We start from the raw sequence: 18,585 nt of genomic DNA on the forward strand, positions 1-18,585 counted from the left end.
CAGACTTTTTCCCCATGCGCTTTGATCGCAACCACATCCTCACATTCCTCGCGCGTCTCTTTTTTCTTTGGATCATTTATCAGTACGCACTCGGCGGATGGGAGAACGCGCGAATAATTTTTGATTACATCGGTTTGTCTGCCTGGCTCGCACTTTTCACCGTCATCGCGCTGGTATTGTATCAAAGCGATTGGCGCGCGGATGTGCCGTTGTTCGTCGCGGCGTATGCGCTCGGTTACTGGGGCGAATGGTGGGGCACGACGCGCGGCGTGTGGACGTACTCGAACGGGCAAACTCCGCCGGATTATTTGCCGCCGTTGTGGGCAATCGGTTTGCTCACCGTCACACATTTGCGTGCGTTGATTATGGGACGCGGATTAACGCAGACGAACGCGGATAAAAATAATCTGTCCGCGTTCGTCCGCGTTAATCCGCGTCCTATGTTTATGCTCGCGTCGTTCATCGCGCTACCCGTACTTACGTTTGCCATCAGCGCGCCAAAACTCACGGCGGTAGATTGGTCGGGACGACTCGACGCGATGTTAGCCGCGGGCATCCTGGTCGGCAGCGCGTTGATCGCGTACCGCTTCAATCTCGACGAAGCATTCGAGTTGTATCTGTGCGGGATGTTATTGGGAGGAACGTACGAGTGGCTGGGCACAACAATGCGCGAGTGGACCTATATCACGGGCGAAGCGCCGCCGCTGTGGATCATTCCATTGTGGGGACTCGCGTGCATCGCGATGTTAAAATTGTCGCGCTTGATTTCGGTTCTCGCGCGTCAAGCGCATTCTGCTCTCATGTTTATCATTGATGAATTTTACACATGGAACAAGATCAAAAAAACCAAGCCCTAGCTGAATTCGTTTTGCGCGAACTTGAGGATGAACGCAACCAGGATGATGTGATTGCCTCAATCTGTCTACAGAGTGGCTGGCATTGGCAGGACGCCAAGAAATTTCTGGAACAGGTGCAAGTCAATTATCAACCACAACTTCGAGCCAAGCAAAACAATCTGGTTTTTCTCGCGAGCATAATTATGATCCTTGATGGCATCGTCAATGTCATCATTGGATTTAGCTGGATATTCGGACCCGCGTTCTTTAACCCGCGCCTTCTCAGTTCCAAGCCACCCACCGACGGTGTCATCGTCGCAACGGTGATGAGCTACCTGATTCGGGCACAGATCATCAACAGTTTTTTTCTGGGACTGATTCTCACCGGCATTGGTATGATTGCTGGCGGCATCATCTGGATCGGCGTGTCTATCTGGCGAGGACTGAAATCTCCACTGACATAAACCTACTTGCCGAAGATCATACGTAATGCATGAAACCCCGCACGATAAAACCAATCGCCGCGCTTGCCGTAGGCAATGTGCGCGACCAGTCGCTTGAATTGCAGTCGTCGCCCCAACGCGCTCCACGCGATACGCCGTTCGTAATCGGCAAACGAAAAATCCTCATGCTCAATCGCGCGCATCGCCGCGTTCGCCGCGAACTTGCCGAAATCGAGCGCGTGCGAAATTCCTTCGCCGAACAACGGCTCGGTCCCCGCCGCATCACCCGCGAGCAAGACGCGCGGCGAGGAATGCTTCATCGCCGCGTCGTACCACCGTTCGGGATGTCCTTGCAAACGCGCCTCGTCCAATTCGACGTTTCGTCGCGCGAGCGATTCATCGAAAATCGGCTTGAGTGGCGCGCGCGGAAAATCGGGATGCACACGCGAATCGAACACGCCGCGATTCATCGCCGGCGTGCCTTGCTTGAACGATGGAAAGTCCCAGTAGTAACCTTGCGCGCCGCGCGCTATCGGCGTGAAATCGAATACCGCCGTGTTTTCGATAAACTCTGGCGCGCGAGTCGCGTCCGCCGGCGTGAGAATTTCCATCAAGCGCGAAATGCGATCCCAGCGCGCCAGACCCAGTTTTTGGCGGACGACACTGTTCGCGCCATCCGCTCCGATCACGATTTTTGCGCGATAGCTCCCGCGCGTCGTTTGGATCTCCACACCGCGCTCATCGCGTCGCAAATCACGCAACGCCTCATCTTCGCGCAGTTCGATGCCGCGTGTGCGCGCGATACGCGTCAACGCCATATCGAATTCTTCACGGCGTACAACGCGAAAGATATCGCGTTGATGAAACGTGAACCGCAAATCGTCGTACACAAACCGAATCGCGTGAATCGGAAACGACGGCACATCCACCGTGACGCGCAACTGCGCGAGCAACGCGTCCGCGTGTGTCGTCACGCCGCCGCCGCACAGTTTGGGTCGTGGGAATACCGCTTTATCAATAACGAGTGTGCGTCGCGCGAGATCGGAATCGCGATTCGCGATTTGAATCGCGGCAGATGAACCCGCTGGTCCCGCGCCAACAATCAGAATATCGTACTCGGTCACTCGCCTCCGTCATTTTAGGATTTGCGATTGGTTCAGTGACTGCTCACCCTTGCGAAGGTTCGAGCGCATCTTGGAGTGGAATGTGGTCTCCTTTGCCAAGAATCGTTACTTTCGCAAGGATGGCTGTGGCACAATCCATTTCATCAAATCCTAAATCTGAAATCATAAATTCACCGCCGCGCCTTCGAGTGCGAGCAATTTACGCTTGAGCGCCAGCCCGCCGCCGTATCCACCCAGCCCGCCGTCACTGCTGATGACGCGGTGGCAAGGCAGAATGATTGGCAACGGATTCGCACCGAGCGCCTGACCGACCGCCCGCGACGCGCCGGGTTTGCCAATCGCCCGCGCGATCCAACCATACGACCGTGTTTCGCCGAACGGGATACGATGCGCGGCTTGCAACACCGCGCGCTGAAACGGTTTCACCAAAGACCAGTCCAAGCGCACATCGAATTCGCGGCGATGACCTTCAGCGTACTCGCGTAATTCACGCGCGAGGTCGGCAGGCGGCGCGTCCACAGTTGTGGCATCGGGAAACGCGCGTTGCAAATCGCGCAACATTTGCGCGCGCGAACCGCGTGGTAGATGCAATGCCGCGATGCCGCGCTCGGAAAACGCGATGCCTAGCCAACCGATGCGCGTTGCAAAAACTGCGAGTTGCATTTCGCCATACGCGCGCATCAACTGCGCGCGTATCGCCGCGCGACGCGTGGACGGGGGAATGGACTCGCGTCGCCGCCATTCGAGCAACGTCTCCTCAAGATCACGCTTCATCGAGCAACACCTTTCTCAGTTTCGCCAACGCGCGATGCAAACGCACGTACGCGCTGTTCGCCGAACAACCGAGCATCGCCGCGAGGTCTTCGCCGCTCAATTCGTCGAAATACGCGAGGCGAATGATCTCACGATCGCGATCGCTCAGACGCGCGATGCCGCGCCGCACCGCCGCGAATTCATCTGCGCGCGTCACCGCGTCGTTCGGGTTATCGTCCGACGCGCGCGCCGCGATCTGATCGAGCGCGATGTGATCGCGCCGCGCACGATAAAAATCCACAACGCGACGCGACGCGATGCGATACAACCACGCGACGAGCGGCTTGTCCTGCCAACGCAAACGTTTGATGTCGCGCAGCGCATCCTCAAACACACTCGCCGCAATATCTTCGGCGATCTCACGCGAACCGACGCGGCGATATGCGTACACGTAGATGCGCTTATAGTGCGCGTCGAACAATTCGCCGAACCCCGCCGCGCTCGTTTGGGCGCGCGCCAACAAGGCGCGATCATCCACTCGGCGCATTCATCACCCGCACACCCAAAACGCCCTCGAAATTCAGCAACCACTCTTTGCGCCACAATCCGCCGCCGTACCCGGTGAGCGAGCCATCCGAACCGATAACGCGATGGCACGGCACGATGATCGAAATCGGATTCTGTCCATTCGCGCTGCCGACCGCGCGTAGCGCGTTGCGGTCGCCCAACGCGATTGCCATGTCGCGATAGGAAATCGTTTTGCCGAACGGAATTTTCAGCAACTCGCCCCACACGCGTTTTTGAAAATCGGTCCCGCGCAGATCCAACGCGAGCGAAAACTCTGTGCGCGTGTGATTAAAATACTCGTCCAGCTGTGAAACGCCTTCGCGCAAACAATCTGGGAGCGTGACGCTCGGCGTCCCGGCATCAACAAAATAGAGCGAGGCGATGCCCTTTGCGCTCGATGTGATCTTGATCAAACCGATTGGCGAACGATAATATGTGATTTGTTTTTCCAACCCGTCGTCCTTATGTGGCACGCGCATTTTTCCTCCGTACGTAGAGCAATTTTTCGACGCGCGCGATCACCTCGCCTGTGTCGCTCACGACATCCACCGCAAACGTCGGCTCGATTTTTTGTCCTGCGTCTGCCTGCGCGCGAATCGCGTCAATCGTTTCACCCGGAATGTGAAACGTCGCCGACACTATGCCCCGTCCTGGCTTGAGAAATTGAATGCTCGCCGATTTGTCCCACACCACATAGTCCGCGCCAAGCGCATTCATCAGAATGAGCATAAACCAGGGATCGCACATCGCGTAGAGCGAGCCGCCGAAATGCGTACCGACCGCGTTGAGATTCAAGCGCGTCAATTTCATCTCGACGACAATCGTCCGGAAATCGGCGGCGGCGCGTTTGACACGAATGCCCGCGCCGAGAAAAGGTGGATAGAAATTGATCCAGCGCATCAGAAAAGCAGGGTCGAGTCGTTTCACGATGTCTCCAATTCTATTATCGTTTTTCCGTGGAGAATCTTACCAGCGCGCGTGAATTCGTTTAGTTGTGTGGGCTGATTCGTGGCTCAACTCGACGCGCTCGAATAGTGGCGGAGCGCGAAATTCCAAAACCGATTCGAGGCGATGAGCAGACCCAGCGCGAACGCGAAACCGGTGGCGGTCATCGTCGTATCGAGACGACCCAGTAACGCGCTCGCCGGAAACGTCGTCACGAACGCGATCGGCACGATGAACGTCAACAGCACGCGCACAAGTCCGCGATAGATCGTGACCGGGTAGCGTCCCGCTTCGTAAAACGCGAAGAACAGTTCGGTGATGTTGTCAATCTTGACGAACCAGAACGCGAGCGACACCATCATCAACCAGATCGAATAGACGATGATAATCGCGCTCGCGGTCATCACGACAAAGAACGCGATGCTCGCGAGCGACGGGGTGACATGCAGTTGACCCAGCGCGTAAACAATCAAGCCCAGACCAATCGCCACATCCACGAGTCGCCACAAGACAACGTTCCGCAAACTCGCGATGAATTGCGCGTTCACGGGCTTGGTCAGCACGAAATCAAAGGTGCCATCGCGAATCTGCTCGATCACTGCGCCGACGTTCGGGCGCAGGAACGATTCCATCACGCCGTTGAAAAACGTGAACAAGCCGACGACGATCAGCACTTCGGGAAAGGTCCACTCACCCATCTTGTCGCGATGCAAAAAGAAAATCGAAACGCCAACTACGCCCCACACCAGCCAGAACACACTCATCAACACATTGGAAAAAAAGTTGACGCGGTACTCTAGCTCTTTGAGGAGCGAATAGCGATAAAACACACCGAGCAGTCTTAGGTAACGCAAATCTATTCCTTCCGCTCGTTACGCGCCAAACGCGCTGAATTGGCGAATGCCCTTGCGCCAGAGCCAGCGATACACAATTACAATGACGATCAGCCAAAACGTCATCGTCGCGAAACCGGTCACAAGTTCGGCTGGCGTCAATCGCCCGGAGACAATCTCGACCGGGAAAGCAAGCATGAATCGAAACGGTAAATAGTTTGCCACGTCGCGTACGTTCGCCGGAAACAGGTCGAGCGGCGCTACGATGCCACCCAGCATCATCGTCATGGCGAACCAAACATCGTTCAACGTAATGGACTCGGAAATCCAAAACGCCAGCAGACCGAAACAGTACTGCGAGAGAAAACGAATCAACCACGCGATCACCGTGGCAATCAGCATGAGCAGGAAATTGAGTGGCGTCAGATCGTAGTGTATCGTTGGAAAAATCCACCACGCGAGCAAGCCAAGCGGAATCAAGACTACCACGCGCAATACCTTGTCCGTGAGATGACCCGCGATGTACTCGTGGATCGGATCAATCGGATGCAACAGTTTGATCGCAAGAGCGCCGTGACGAATTTCGTAATCGAGTTCCCAAATCACCCAGACACTCGTCATCTGCCGAACCACGGTGAGCAGAAGATAGTACGCGACGAAATCATCCTGGGTGTACCCGGCAATCGGTCCGTCTTCGGCGAGCGAAAACCACACTGCCAGCATGACGAGCGGCATCACATTCGTCAGCATCCAGATAAAAATCGCGGCGCGATATTCGAACATCGCACCCATACTGCGGCGGAGCAAAGCCGCGTATTTTCTTAACATGATGTCCCTTTGTCAATTCGTAATTGGTAATTCGTAATTCGAATTCTAACCCAGAGTAGAAATTGCAATTTGGAATTACGAATTACGAATTTGCATCACTCGTCTTCCGCATCCTCGTCCGTCTCGCCGCGTTCGGCGCGCGCGCGCGCGGCTTGTTCGAACACGCGTGTGATGACGTCTTCGATGGGCGGCTCTTCAATCGTCACGTCCGCGATCGGCAACTCGGCAAGCATCCGCGCGGCGATGTTCGGCGTCGCGTCGCGCGGGATGAGCAGTTCGGCGTGTTGCCCGCGCACCTTGACGACCTCGCCATAATTTTCGAGTCGCTGTCCGTTCAACACTTGCGAAAACTCAACGCGCACCAATTTATGTGGCGCGATTTTTTCCGCGAGCGCGTGCAGGTCGCCGTCGTACAACACCTTGCCATGATCAATCACGATGACGCGTTTGCACAGCGCGGTCACGTCCGCCATGTAGTGACTCGTGAGAATGATCGTCGCGCCGGACCGCGCGTTATAGTCGCCGATGAATTGGCGAATCTTGGTTTGCATCGTCACGTCCAACCCGATCGTCGGCTCATCGAGAAACAACACGCGCGGACGATGCAAGAGCGCGGCAGCAAGTTCGCACTTCATCCGTTCGCCAAGCGACAGCTTGCGGACTTGCTTTTTCAACAGCGGCGCGAGTTCCAAGAGTTCCGTCAGTTCCGCCAGAGTTTGCTTGAACTGATCGTCGGGGATTTCATAGATCGCGCCATTCACCAGGAACGTGTCCATCGCCGGTAAATCCCAATTCAGTTGTTGCTTCTGCCCCATCACGAGCGTGATGCTGCGGAGAAAATCCGCGCGGCGTTCGTGCGGCGTGAAATCGAGCACGCGCGCGTCGCCGCGCGTCGGATACAACAAGCCGGAGAGCACCTTGAGCGTCGTCGTCTTGCCCGCGCCGTTCGGTCCGAGAAAACCGACGACCTCGCCCGCGTCAATCGTGAACGATACATCGTCTACCGCCTTGACATCGGTGTACTTGCGCGCGACAAACGATTTGAGCGAACCGCGCAACCCAGGTTCTTTTTGGTGAACCTGGTAATATTTGCAAAGATTCTGGGACTGGATGATATGTGATGCCATTGATTGAAACCCTCTAAAGTTGATTGCAACAAGCACGCCTAAATCGAAATGGGGATGAGCCGTATTTTCATTCCTTCGCGACGACGCGGTCGAGAACAGATAACATTATAGCATACCGAACCGGCGGCAACAAGCGATGCGGAGATGAGGGGTGTCCGTCAAAATATTGGAACACTCAACCTTCGCAAGTTTTTTTCACCACCCAAAAACTTGACGCACACCCGTAGATAAGGGAGGGGGTAGTTCAGTTGAGGGGCAAACCCGACCTTAATGGCAGAAGCAACCACACGCGCACAACGAGGCTTGCAACGAGTCGTACATGCGCCAAGCCACCGGGCGGTGGCTTGGCGGCGCGATGAACGCGCGAGTCAACGTCCCATCGTGACGGGCGATGGATTGAACATCACTTGATGCGTTGGCTTTTTGCGGCAGTCGCGACAATGCTTGCAATGGCGCGGCTGATGCTTGAGGTGGTTGCTCTGATACCATGACTGTTCGCCCGCATCCCATAAAAATTGCTTCCCGCATGATGAGCAGATCAACCACTTGTCGGTGTAGTTCATTTGCCTGCCTCCTCTTTGGTCTTCTATTTCTATTGATGCAAAAAAGAGGCAAACCTATCGCCGGGCAATGGATAAATTATTTTAACCTTTGGGGCAAAGTTAGATTTCCCTTTGCCGGGAAAAAAATCAGCGGCGATGTTTACCCATCGCCGCCGTCTCTTCGCCTACCACTCCGCCTGGGCGCGTTCGCGCAGAATTCGTTCGTACACCATGCGCGTCGCATCCGCGATGTGGTCCCAGTTGTACTCTGCTTTCACCACGCGATACGCGTTCTCCGCGCGCGCGCGCGCCCAGTCGGGATGTTGGAGCGTGTGCGTCATACCCCACACGAGCGAATCCACATCGTCGGGATAAACTGTGATGCCGGTCTCGTACAACTTGACGACCTCGCCCAAGCCGCCCACCGAACTGACGATGATCGGACAACGCGCCGCCATCGCTTCGAGCGCGACGATGCCGAACGGCTCGTACAACGATGGATACACCGCCGTGTCCGCGACCTTGAGCAACCGATTGCGATCATCGTCCGAAATAAATCCAGTGATGTTCACGCGGTCGGCGATACCCAGCTCGCGCACGCGTTGCTTGAGCGGTTCGCTCATCCCGCCAGTGCCCGCGATCACGAACTTGGTGCACGGCATTTGCGCGAGCACGCGCGGCGCGGCTTCGATAATCAACGGCGCGCCCTTTTCGTGGACTAAGCGCCCGACATTGAATACGATCCGTTCTTCGGGCGACGCCCACCGCGCGCGAAACTCGGACAAGTCTTCGCCGTCGAGCGCGTCGAACGGCGCGGCATCCACCCCGTTCGGCACAACGTCCACTTTATTCGGCGGCGTCTGAAAGTACGTTTCCACTTCGCGCGCCATAGATTGGCTCGTGCAAATCACGCGCCATGCTTCGTAGGTCAGCCACCACTCGGCGCCGTTGATCGCGAACGACATCTCGCCGCCGAGGTTGCCGCGTCCGCGTCCGCGCTCAGTCGCGTGAATCGTCGCCACCAAGGGTGTCTTGTGTAACCGCTTGAGCGACGCGCCGGCAAACGCGACGAGCCAATCGTGCGCGTGAATCAGATCGAACCCACCGACGCGTTCCCACACAATCTGCGCGTGCTCTTCGAGATTCAAATTCGTCTGATGCGCGTCCGCGTAAAAGTTGCCCATTGCGCCAAACGGCGGATCGACGCGATGAACCACCGCGTTGCCCGCGAGAATTTCTTCCGTCGCACCGCCACGCCAACGCGGCGTAACGACGTGCACCTCCACGCCGGCGCGCGCGAGCGCCGGCGCTAATTCGGCGACGTGCGTGCCCAACCCGCCAACCACGTGCGGAGGGAATTCCCAGGAAAACATCAGAACTTTCATTTACGATGTCCGATTGACGATTGATTTATTTTCCGCCGTACTTGGTTTGATTCTGCAAATGTTCTTCGTACGTTTTCGCAAACGCGTGCGAGCCATCCCCTTTCGAGAAAAAGAACAAGTAATCAGTCTGTGCCGGTTCGAGCGCCGCGGTGATGGACGCGAGACTGGGATTACAAATTGGCGCGGGCGGCAAGCCCGGATTCAAGTACGTGTTGAACGGCGACTTCGCCGCGATCAGTTCTTCAATCGTCACCGGAATCTTCCACCATTGCTTGGTCGCGGTTTGATAGCCCAGCGCGTACTGCGCGGTCGGATCGGATTGCAACAACATTTTCTTTTTGATCCGATTCAAGTACACGCTCGCGATGATCGGGCGTTCGTTCGCGACGACCGCTTCACGTTCGATAATCGAAGCGAGCGTGAGCACTTCGTGCAAAGTCATTTTTGCGGCGGCGGCTTTTTGGCGCAACTTGACATCCACGCGCGCGTTGAACGTGTCGAGGATCACGACGAGCAACGTGTCCGTTGGCGTATCGAACGGCACGTTGTAGGTTTCCGGAAAAAGATACCCTTCGAGTGTCGTCGGCGCGCCTTTAGGACGGTCGCGCAAAAACTCGTAATCGAATTTGCTGGTTTTGACCGATTGCAGAAATTGGTCCTTGTTGAATTTGGTCAATCCCAGCGTCGCCAAATAATCTGCAACCTCCTCCGCGCGCCAACCCGGTCGCACCGTGATCGTGATCGCGCGCGCGTAGCCATGTTGCAACGCCTCGACCAACTCGCTCATCGTCATCGTGCGCCGCAACACGTAATCGCCGGCTTGAATCTTGGTTCCGACATGTAGGTACTTGATCCAGTCCACGAATAAATCCGCGTCCTTGATCAGTCCTTGTTTCTGCAAACGCGTTGCTACATCGCGCGGCAATTCGCCGGGCAGAATCGTAAACGCGAACGGCGTCGCGTCCGTGCCGGCGGGCGCGTTCAATTCATCTTGCCGTTGTTGCAAACGCATGCCCAGCAAGGTATCCTCGACCGAAACCGGCGTGGGAAATGACTTGGTGCTCACTAACAAACTACCGCTATCATCACGCGGCGGCGCGAGCAATGAATAGACAAACCAAAACGCGCTCGCGACAAAGGCAAACAGCGCGATGGCAAACAGCGCGGCAACCACGCGTCGGATCGTACGTTTCATTCCGTCTCGTTCCTTTGCGAATCCAAATAATCTTGCAGGATGACTGCCGCCGCCATCGCATCCAGGTATTGGCGCGATTTTTTGCCGCGCGCGCCGGTCGCGTTGCGCCGCTCCGTCGCCGCGACAGTCGTCAGGCGTTCGTCCCAAAACGCGAGCGGCACCTTGAGCGCGCGTTCGAGATGTTGCGCAAGTGTCATCACCGCTTGCGCCTGCTCGCCGAGCGTGCCGTCCATGTTGCGCGGCAAGCCGACGATGAATCGTTCGGCGTCGTACTTGCGAATCGCGTCGCCGAGCGCGCGCGTATCGTGGTCGAACGATCCGCGCGTGATCACGCTCACCGGCGTCGCGATGTTCACTGTCGTATCGCCGAACGCGACGCCAATTCGTTTGTCACCCACATCCAAACCCAGCACTCTCACTTTTTCACCGCCGGCGGCTCGACAAACACGGCAATGCGAAAGCCCAGCCACGGCAAACGATTCCACCCGATGGGCGACACTTCAATCTCCGGCGATTGTGCGACCGCGATCACACTCGCGAGATAACTTTTCGCGTCGTCCACCGTGCGTCCCTGCAACGCGCGGCTCACCTTGTTCGGGTCCACTTGCGGCGTCGTGTACCCGATCGCGCGAATCGGCATCCGAAACGCGATGCCCTGGTACTTGCCGCCCGGTTGCGTTTCCACGACGACACCATCCGGCAACAATTGGTAACCGGTTTCCATTTGCCGCTGGATGATCGCGCTGACCATCGTTGCGAGATTTTCCTGATCGAACGCGATACCAAACGCGACGGCATTCATTCGCAAAGTGAGTACGTCTGCCGGTTCGTCTACCGCGTGATCGAATACCGAATCGGTCGGATCAATGATCACCGAATCGAGCGCGAGAAATTCGCCGGGCTTGAGTTCGCTCTTGAGCGTCTCCTGACTTTGTTGCTTGAGTTGCTGAATCAATTGCGCCTCAAGTTTTTTCTTGTCATCCGCCGTAACAACGCGCACCGGTTTGAGCGTTCCGCTCACCGTAGGTTTAGTATTGATGACGCGCGCGGCAATCGCGAGCGACCCTTCAATCGTGTTGATCGCGAGTTCCTTGACATTTCCTGATGGTCCTGGGTCAATCGCTTGAATCGGCGCGTCGGCGCGCGCACCGACACCCGCCGGCACGGTCGTGGTCGTCGTCGTCGTGAAACGAATCGGCACACCCGCGCTTGTTTTGACGATGGTGCTCGGTGGAATGATCGTCTCTTCCGTGCGTTGATTCGTGAACGTCACCGTGCCGATTGAAGGCGCGTTCGGCACTTGGCGTTGTGTCGTCGTCCGTAGTTGCGCCGAGCCGCTAACATCGTGCGAAATGCGCCGCGCCGGAATTGTGCGCGTGGACGAAGTGATTTGTTGCACGGTTGGATCGGCAATCGCATCGCCGGTCACCGCGATGGCGACGGGCGATGGCACGACCCGCACCTTCGCCGCGGGCACGAGCAAAAACGCGGCGACGCAAATCACAAGCAACACCACAACAATCGAGACGATGACTGTGCGATACTCGCGCACCAGGTCGAACACGCGCGCGACGATTGGCGCGGTCGTTTCAGGCGGTGCGCTCGGCGCGCGTTGTTGTCGCTCGACGAACAAGCGTCCGCCACTCGCATCCTGCCACTTGCCGGGCGCGAGCGGCTCCATCGTCCAGCGCGTTTTCTGCGCTTTGGCGAGCGAACTGAAAACCGGAAACCCCAATGCCTCGGCGCGATCACGAATGTCGTCGTCGTGAACGACGAGCGCGACCTGTGCGCCGGAACCTTCGGCGGCGCGGCGCACGAGTTGTAAGCCGCGTTCATTCGCCAGCGCGCGGCAATGGCGCGGCACCACGAGCACGAGGTAACTCAGTTCCGCGGATTCGACCCGCGCGCGAATCGCGGCGATGTCATCTTCGGAATTCAACTGGATAATTTGTTGCATCAGTCAATTTGAAAAAGAACGCGGACTCGCGCGGAGCAACCGTTGTTCCGCGTTCATCCGCGTAAGATTCGAGTACGGCAAGTCAATTCGCGTTACGCCGCTTCGCGCAACTTTTCAGCGAGCCATGCGTTGATCAATGTCTCCGTCGAGATTCCCTCTTCCTCCGCGCGACGAGAAACTTGTTTCATCAAGCGTGGTCGCAGCGCAACAAAATAGTGTCGGCGTTTGATATTGACTTTTGCTTTGACTTCACGAAACGCTTCAGGATAGTCCGCCGTACTATGTGAGTCCCAGAACTTAACGAATTCGTCAATCGTCTTGAACGATTTTGGGAGTGGATCACGAGCTTTCTTATTTTTTTGCATATCGCCTCCGTTCTTTGGCATCCTCATCACGCGCACTAGTTACCAGCGCAACGCGGTTTTTTTTGTAAATAAAGAACACCGCCAGGTATCGTCCATCATCGGTTCGTCCCAATCCCAAATATACATCTTCACCTACAATGTTGCCCTTTTCGACAAAGAAGATTCGCGGATTGTTGAGCAGGACTTGCTCAACCTCATACGGGCGGACATTATGTTTCCGATCCAGCTTGTCTTCGTCAAGAATATCCACCCACGCAATATCCATTCGTGATGCTCCAAGGTGGTGATTGGGAATTCAGATCTGAAGAACACTACGCCTTGCCTACCACACTTACCACCATCGCGAGCGCTTCGGCGAGACGCGATACATCCTTGCCGCCGGCTTGCGCGAGATTCGGTTTGCCGCCGCCGCCACCGCCGACGACCTTGGCAACTTCGCGCACGATCTTGCCGGCGTCGAATCCTTTGGCGACCAGGTCGGGCGTGACAGCCGCGATCAAACTGGGCTTGCCGTCAATCGCCGCGCCCAGCACGACAATGCCCGACCCCATTCGGTCACGGAAAAAATCGGCTAGCTCGCGCAGTGTGTCCGCGTTCGCGGCTTGTACCTGGGTCGCGAGCACGCGCACTTCGCCGACCTGTTGCACGCGCGCGAGTAATCCTTCCGCGTCGCGCAACGCGAGATCGCGGCGCAACTTTTCGATTTCCTTGCGTTGCGTTTCAATCTCGCTCATCAACGCCAGCACCTTGGATTCGATTTGCTCTGCGGTCGTTCGCAGAAACGCGGCAGTTCGATCCAAGCGTCCGGAATTTTCCTGCAAGAGTTTCGCCGCGCCGTGTCCCGTCACCGCTTCGATGCGGCGCAAGCCCGCGCCGATGGACGATTCGGAAACAATGTGGAACGCGCCGATCTGACTCGTGTGTTGGACGTGCGTGCCACCGCATAACTCTTGGCTAAACGGATGACCTGGGTCGCCCACCTTGATCACGCGCACGCGGTCGCCGTACTTTTCGGTGAACAGCGCCATCGCGCCGCCGGCGACGGCTTCTTTGTATGACAATTGGAACGGCACGACCGGAAAATCCGCAAGCACCGCGTCGTTGACCGCTTGCTCGATCGTGTTCAATTCATCCTGGGTCAACATCGTGTTGTGCGTGAAATCGAAACGAAAACGATCCGGCGCGACGAGCGACCCGGCTTGTTGCACGTGTTCGCCCAGCGCGTACCGCAATTCGCGATGCAATAAATGCGTCGCCGTGTGATTCCGCATAATATCCCAGCGACGCAAACGATCCACTTCCACCGCGACTTGATCGCCGACGCGCGGCGCGCCTTTCACTACCTTGCCCACATGAACGATCAACCCAGGCAGCGCGGCACGCGCATCCGTGATTTCAATTGCCCATTTCACATTCGCGTCTTCGGTCTCCGCGCCATCCGCTATGCCGACGTACTGCACGAGGCGACCCGTGTCGGTGATTTGACCACCCGACTCGACGTAGAAGCACGTGGCTGGCAAAACGATCTCAACCTGGTCGCCCGCGTTCGCCTGCTCGACCAAGTCGCCATCGCGCAAAATTCCGGCGATGGTCGTATCCAGTTCGGTGCGCGAGTACGGATCGTGCGAAACGCCGGACGCCGGCAACACGCCGGACACGACGAGTTGTTCTTGCGCGGCGATGTACTTTTGCTCGGACGCGACATCAATGCCCATCGCCGACGCCGCGCGCGAACGGTCCGCTTGCTCTTCCATCGCCTTGCGAAAACCGGCTTCATCCACCTGCATCCCAAACGCGGTTGCATAATCGCGCGTGAGTTCGAGCGCGAATCCGTACGTGTCGTGCAGTTTGAACGCGTCCGCGCCGGAAATCATTTTGGCGTTTTTCGCGCGCAGTTCATCCACCAACTCTTCGAGCAACGCTGACCCGGTTTTTAGCGTCGCCTGGAACCGTTTCTCTTCTTCGCGCGTAATTTTGAGAATCGCATCGCGACGCTTTTCGAGTTCCGGATATGGCTCGCTCATCATTTCGATGACGGTCGGCAGCACCTCGGTGAGGAACGGTTCCTGGAAACCGAGCAGATAGCCGTGCCGCGCCGCGCGGCGCAAAATCAAACGCAAAACATAGTTGCGCCCTTCGTTGCCCGGCACGACACCGTCGGCAGTGAGGAACGCAATCGCACGCGAGTGATCCGCGATGACGCGGTACGACGCGAGTTGTTTCTCCAGCGCGTCCTTGTCGTGACCGAGCAGTTTGCGCGTGTGCTCGATGATTGGCTTGAACAAATCAGTTTCGTAGTTCGACAGTTTGCCCTGCAAGACCGCGGTCACGCGCTCCAACCCCGCGCCGGTGTCCACCGAGGGTTTAGGCAGCGGATCGAGTTTGAATCCATCGCCGTCTTGGTAACGATTGAACTGCATAAAAACGAGATTCCAAATTTCAATCGTCTCTTCGCCCTTGCCATTGACGTACTCGGCGCGATTAAATTCCGGATTCCTGGGATGCTTGCCGCGATAATAATGAATCTCGGAGCACGGACCGCACGGACCGGTGTCGCCCATCTGCCAGAAATTATCTTTGCGGCTAAAACGACGCACGCGATCCGGCGCCGCGCCGGCTTTCACCCAGAGATTCGCGGCTTCTTCGTCTGCGCGTACTTCATCGTCGCCTTCAAAAATCGTGAACCACAAGCGCGTCGGGTCGAGTTCGTAGTGATTGACGAGCAGATCCCACGCGAATTTGATCGCGTCGGCTTTGAAGTAATCGCCGAACGAAAAATTGCCGAGCATCTCGAAGAAGGTGTGATGCCGCGGCGATGGTCCGACGTTTTCCAGATCGTTGTGTTTGCCGGAGACGCGCATACACTTTTGCGACGTGGTCGCGCGCGTATAATCGCGTTTCTCGCGACCCAGGAAGGTGTCCTTGAATTGCACCATCCCGGCGTTCGCGAACAAGAGCGTGGGGTCGCCCGCCGGAATCAGCGACGACGACGCGACGACCGCGTGCTTGCGGCGTTTGAAATAATCGAGAAAGGTTTTGCGGACCACAGAAGATGATAGAGGCATTTGCATTCCTGAGGTATGATTTGCAATTGATGAATTCAGATTTTCGTCGGGAAGCGCGCGACCAGCTTGGATTTTTTGACTGCGCCGGAATGATCGTTGAATGTGACGCGACCTTTTTCGTCGCACACCCATACTTCGCGCGCGCCTTTGGAGAGATACAACGCGATTTTCTCCGCAATCTCGGCGCGGCTATTCGAGGGTGAAGTAATCTCGACGCAAATCTCCGGCGATTGAGTGTAAGGCGTTTCATACCGATGTTTTTTCAGAAACTCGCTCGATGCCCAAACCACATCCGCTACCTTAACGCCATCGAGCGTCTGAATCGAACATTCAGTCAGTGTTTCGCCCCCGCGCAACATCTCAGCGAGAATACCGCTAATCTTGGCTTGATACCGGGCATGGCGATTTGACGCGGGCGTCATAACGATTCTCCCTCGCGCATCGAGTTCGATTTTATACGGTAAATCCCGTAGTGATTTGTCTTTTAATACATCTGCCCACTGCAACATCGTCCACCTCACTTTGCGTGGCATTTTAGTCGAACCCTCTGCGAATGTCAAACATCGCGGCGCGTTTTTTGACTTGGGCGCATTTCTTGTTTATGATAGACACAGATTCACTCGTCAGGGAGGTCGCGATGACACGCCATCAATGGTTTCTGATCGCTGGGTTGGGTGGAGCAGTTCTGTTGGTCTACTGCCTGGGCATGGTGTTGCTCGCGCAGCAATTTTTTGGGCGAAGCGCACCGGTAGCCCAACTCGTCGTACCGCCGATTGCCGAGCCAACCGCCACTCACACTCCACTCCCAACCTGGACGCCTACCACCGCGCCAACACCCCGCCCGACCGCGACGCTCGTCATCGCGAGACCAACGACGCGCCCATCGCCGGTCGTTGGCACGCGCACCGCCGCCGCGTCCGCGATTGAGAACGCGTGGAAGAAATCCGAATTGGCTAAAACCTATCGGTTCGATTTTGGGATGTCCGCCAAAGGCAACCTGAAGGGATTCCCCGGTGTGACCAATGCGACTCAAGAAATCGCCTTGTTTCAAATCACCGGCGCGATGAACAACAAGGACAGTCACATCACAGCCAAAGGTCTACTCAGCGCGTTTATCGGCGGCGATCCGACCAAGGGATTCGAAATGATGACCGTGGGCGGCAAGACGTTTGTCAAAGGACCGATCGCGATGTTCAGCGCGCCGGAAGACAAGTGGTACGTCGCGAATAGTTCACTCAAAACCAGTTTCACCGATAGCAACCAGGTGATCCAATCCGGTCAATCGGTGGACTGGAACGGCTTTAAGAAAACGGCGGCTGAAACGTTGGATAGCCGGCGGTGCGATGTCTACACTGCCGACAAGGACGCGACACTAAATTTATTCAGCGCCATTGCAAGCCAAACCGGGCAAACGAGCGACGTCATAGATACGATGGACAATGCTGAAACGAAACTCTGGATCTGCGACGACGGATATTTTCATCAGGCGTCACTGATCTTGGAAGGACATGCCGAAAATCAGCCGACGCAGAAAGTGTCCATCCGCGTTCAGGCGCGCGCCTTTGATTACAACACGAACGTTAGCATCATCGCGCCCACGAATGCCGCGCCGATGGAAACGCCCTCGTTCAACTTTCAGTTTCCTACCGCGACTCCCACGCGCAAGTAATCGAATCCACAACGCAAAATCCGGCGGAGCAGACTCCGCCGGTTTTCACTTTTCATACTGATTGCGCGCGATTACGGATTCTTGATTCGATCCACTTCTTCCCACTGCACCCAGGCTTCCGCAAACGCCGGCTCCATATACTTGTCCGAAAATAGGTACACCGCGCCGGTGGACGCCACTACTTTTTTGATATCGTGATATTCTTCGCGGCGCAACAAACTCTCGACGATCACTTGCATTTGACCGGCGTCAATCCGAAACAAGTGTTCGTAAAACAGCGCGACCTTGGTCGGACGCGGATAGATGCGCGATTCGTCGCGCACGGTTGACACGATGAGCGAGTACGGATCGTTTGCCTCCACACGCGCGAGAATCGTCGCATAGTTCTCCGTCATATCACGATCGCTGTAGAGATAGGGAATCCCCGTGGGACCAACGATCTGCCGAATATCCGCATAGCGCGGGTCGCCGAGCATACTCGCCGCTAATTCGCGCACCCGGCTTGGCTCCATGGTCGGGAAGAGCGCGTTGAGCGATTCGACTTCGGTGAGACGGATAGCATCGCGCGTATCTTCGCGTACTCGACTCGCAATTTGATCCTGCGTTTCTTCACGGACGATTTTCTCGTTCGCCACGTCCATCGGAAACGCGTTCTCCGAATACAAGAACGCCGCGCCGCTCGGCGAAAAGATCACTTTGATGTCCGCATACTCGTCGAGTTTGATCAACTCGCCCAACGTACCGACGATTTGTTCCGGCGCGCGATATGGAAATAGCGCGCCCAGGTCTTCGATATGCATCGGACGCGCGTGGGTCTGCGAATCCGCTCTAACTTTGTTGGCAATCGCGAGATAATCTTCATTCACCGACATCGTTGGCGCAATCACCGGCATGGCAACCATCTCTTCCATTTTTTCATCACTCCATCGTATCATCATCGGTGCTGGGCGG

Annotated in this window: 21 protein-coding genes; 3 read left to right on the top strand and 18 right to left on the bottom strand. The window is 56.5% G+C overall.

Annotation, left to right across the window (positions count from 1 at the left end; all coding sequences use genetic code 11):
• Window positions 1-14: 14 nt before the first annotated feature.
• A complete protein-coding gene (locus HY868_14260; GenBank protein MBI5303294.1) occupies window positions 15-857 on the top strand; it encodes a hypothetical protein in 843 nt (280 codons plus the stop codon).
• Window positions 827-1,300: a hypothetical protein gene (locus tag HY868_14265; GenBank protein ID MBI5303295.1), complete on the top strand. Its 474-nt coding sequence runs from the start codon at window positions 827-829 to the stop codon at window positions 1,298-1,300. Before HY868_14260 ends, HY868_14265 begins: the two co-directional genes overlap by 31 nt.
• A gap of 2 nt (window positions 1,301-1,302) precedes the next feature.
• On the opposite strand, the gene HY868_14270 is transcribed toward HY868_14265, so the two are convergent.
• From HY868_14270 to HY868_14350, 17 genes are all read right to left on the bottom strand, one after another.
• Complete coding sequence (locus HY868_14270) at window positions 1,303-2,403, bottom strand: FAD-dependent monooxygenase (GenBank protein MBI5303296.1); 1,101 nt, start codon at window positions 2,401-2,403, stop codon at window positions 1,303-1,305.
• A gap of 162 nt (window positions 2,404-2,565) precedes the next feature.
• Window positions 2,566-2,964, bottom strand: a complete 399-nt coding sequence (locus HY868_14275) for a methylated-DNA--[protein]-cysteine S-methyltransferase (protein MBI5303297.1) — start codon at window positions 2,962-2,964, stop codon at window positions 2,566-2,568.
• A 202-nt stretch (window positions 2,965-3,166) separates the two neighbouring features.
• Entirely contained in the window at window positions 3,167-3,694 is a 528-nt protein-coding gene (locus tag HY868_14280; protein MBI5303298.1) for a sigma-70 family RNA polymerase sigma factor, read from the bottom strand.
• Window positions 3,687-4,163, bottom strand: a complete 477-nt coding sequence (locus HY868_14285; protein MBI5303299.1) for a methylated-DNA--[protein]-cysteine S-methyltransferase — start codon at window positions 4,161-4,163, stop codon at window positions 3,687-3,689. The genes HY868_14280 and HY868_14285 overlap by 8 nt, the downstream gene beginning before the upstream one ends.
• 22 nt (window positions 4,164-4,185) lie before the next feature.
• The gene (locus HY868_14290) at window positions 4,186-4,623 is read right to left on the bottom strand and encodes a YiiD C-terminal domain-containing protein (protein MBI5303300.1); all 438 of its coding nucleotides are present in this window, start codon (window positions 4,621-4,623) and stop codon (window positions 4,186-4,188) included.
• Between the two features lie 113 nt (window positions 4,624-4,736).
• Window positions 4,737-5,522, bottom strand: a complete 786-nt coding sequence (locus HY868_14295; GenBank protein MBI5303301.1) for an ABC-2 family transporter protein — start codon at window positions 5,520-5,522, stop codon at window positions 4,737-4,739.
• A gap of 18 nt (window positions 5,523-5,540) precedes the next feature.
• Entirely contained in the window at window positions 5,541-6,329 is a 789-nt protein-coding gene (locus HY868_14300; protein MBI5303302.1) for an ABC-2 family transporter protein, read from the bottom strand.
• A 95-nt stretch (window positions 6,330-6,424) separates the two neighbouring features.
• On the bottom strand, window positions 6,425-7,456 hold the full coding sequence (locus tag HY868_14305) for an ATP-binding cassette domain-containing protein (protein ID MBI5303303.1): 1,032 nt from the start codon (window positions 7,454-7,456) through the stop codon (window positions 6,425-6,427).
• Window positions 7,457-7,824: 368 nt separating this feature from the next.
• Window positions 7,825-8,019: a zinc-ribbon domain containing protein gene (locus tag HY868_14310; protein MBI5303304.1), complete on the bottom strand. Its 195-nt coding sequence runs from the start codon at window positions 8,017-8,019 to the stop codon at window positions 7,825-7,827.
• Between the two features lie 164 nt (window positions 8,020-8,183).
• The gene (locus HY868_14315) at window positions 8,184-9,383 is read right to left on the bottom strand and encodes a glycosyltransferase family 4 protein (GenBank protein MBI5303305.1); all 1,200 of its coding nucleotides are present in this window, start codon (window positions 9,381-9,383) and stop codon (window positions 8,184-8,186) included.
• 25 nt (window positions 9,384-9,408) lie between these two features.
• Window positions 9,409-10,578, bottom strand: a complete 1,170-nt coding sequence (gene mltG / locus HY868_14320) for an endolytic transglycosylase MltG (protein ID MBI5303306.1) — start codon at window positions 10,576-10,578, stop codon at window positions 9,409-9,411.
• Window positions 10,575-10,997 (bottom strand): Holliday junction resolvase RuvX, encoded by a 423-nt coding sequence (gene ruvX, locus HY868_14325; protein ID MBI5303307.1) that lies wholly within the window; start codon window positions 10,995-10,997, stop codon window positions 10,575-10,577. Before ruvX ends, mltG begins: the two co-directional genes overlap by 4 nt.
• Window positions 10,994-12,535: a baseplate J/gp47 family protein gene (locus HY868_14330; GenBank protein ID MBI5303308.1), complete on the bottom strand. Its 1,542-nt coding sequence runs from the start codon at window positions 12,533-12,535 to the stop codon at window positions 10,994-10,996. The genes ruvX and HY868_14330 overlap by 4 nt, the downstream gene beginning before the upstream one ends.
• Before the next feature lie 92 nt (window positions 12,536-12,627).
• Window positions 12,628-12,900, bottom strand: coding sequence for a hypothetical protein (locus HY868_14335; GenBank protein ID MBI5303309.1), 273 nt, complete (start codon window positions 12,898-12,900; stop codon window positions 12,628-12,630).
• Window positions 12,887-13,165 (bottom strand): BrnT family toxin, encoded by a 279-nt coding sequence (locus tag HY868_14340; GenBank protein ID MBI5303310.1) that lies wholly within the window; start codon window positions 13,163-13,165, stop codon window positions 12,887-12,889. The genes HY868_14335 and HY868_14340 overlap by 14 nt, the downstream gene beginning before the upstream one ends.
• Before the next feature lie 46 nt (window positions 13,166-13,211).
• Entirely contained in the window at window positions 13,212-15,971 is a 2,760-nt protein-coding gene (alaS, locus tag HY868_14345) for an alanine--tRNA ligase (protein MBI5303311.1), read from the bottom strand.
• Between the two features lie 29 nt (window positions 15,972-16,000).
• Window positions 16,001-16,471 (bottom strand): Uma2 family endonuclease, encoded by a 471-nt coding sequence (locus HY868_14350; GenBank protein MBI5303312.1) that lies wholly within the window; start codon window positions 16,469-16,471, stop codon window positions 16,001-16,003.
• 131 nt (window positions 16,472-16,602) lie between these two features.
• Between HY868_14350 and HY868_14355 the strand changes: the two genes are divergently transcribed.
• The gene (locus HY868_14355; GenBank protein MBI5303313.1) at window positions 16,603-17,634 is read left to right on the top strand and encodes a hypothetical protein; all 1,032 of its coding nucleotides are present in this window, start codon (window positions 16,603-16,605) and stop codon (window positions 17,632-17,634) included.
• A gap of 71 nt (window positions 17,635-17,705) precedes the next feature.
• Here the strand turns inward: HY868_14355 and HY868_14360 are convergent, their stop codons facing one another.
• A complete protein-coding gene (locus HY868_14360; protein MBI5303314.1) occupies window positions 17,706-18,545 on the bottom strand; it encodes a hypothetical protein in 840 nt (279 codons plus the stop codon).
• Window positions 18,546-18,585: the final 40 nt, after the last annotated feature.

The sequence above is a fragment of the Chloroflexota bacterium genome (assembly GCA_016219275.1).
GTDB lineage: Bacteria > Chloroflexota > Anaerolineae > UBA4142 > UBA4142 > JACRBM01.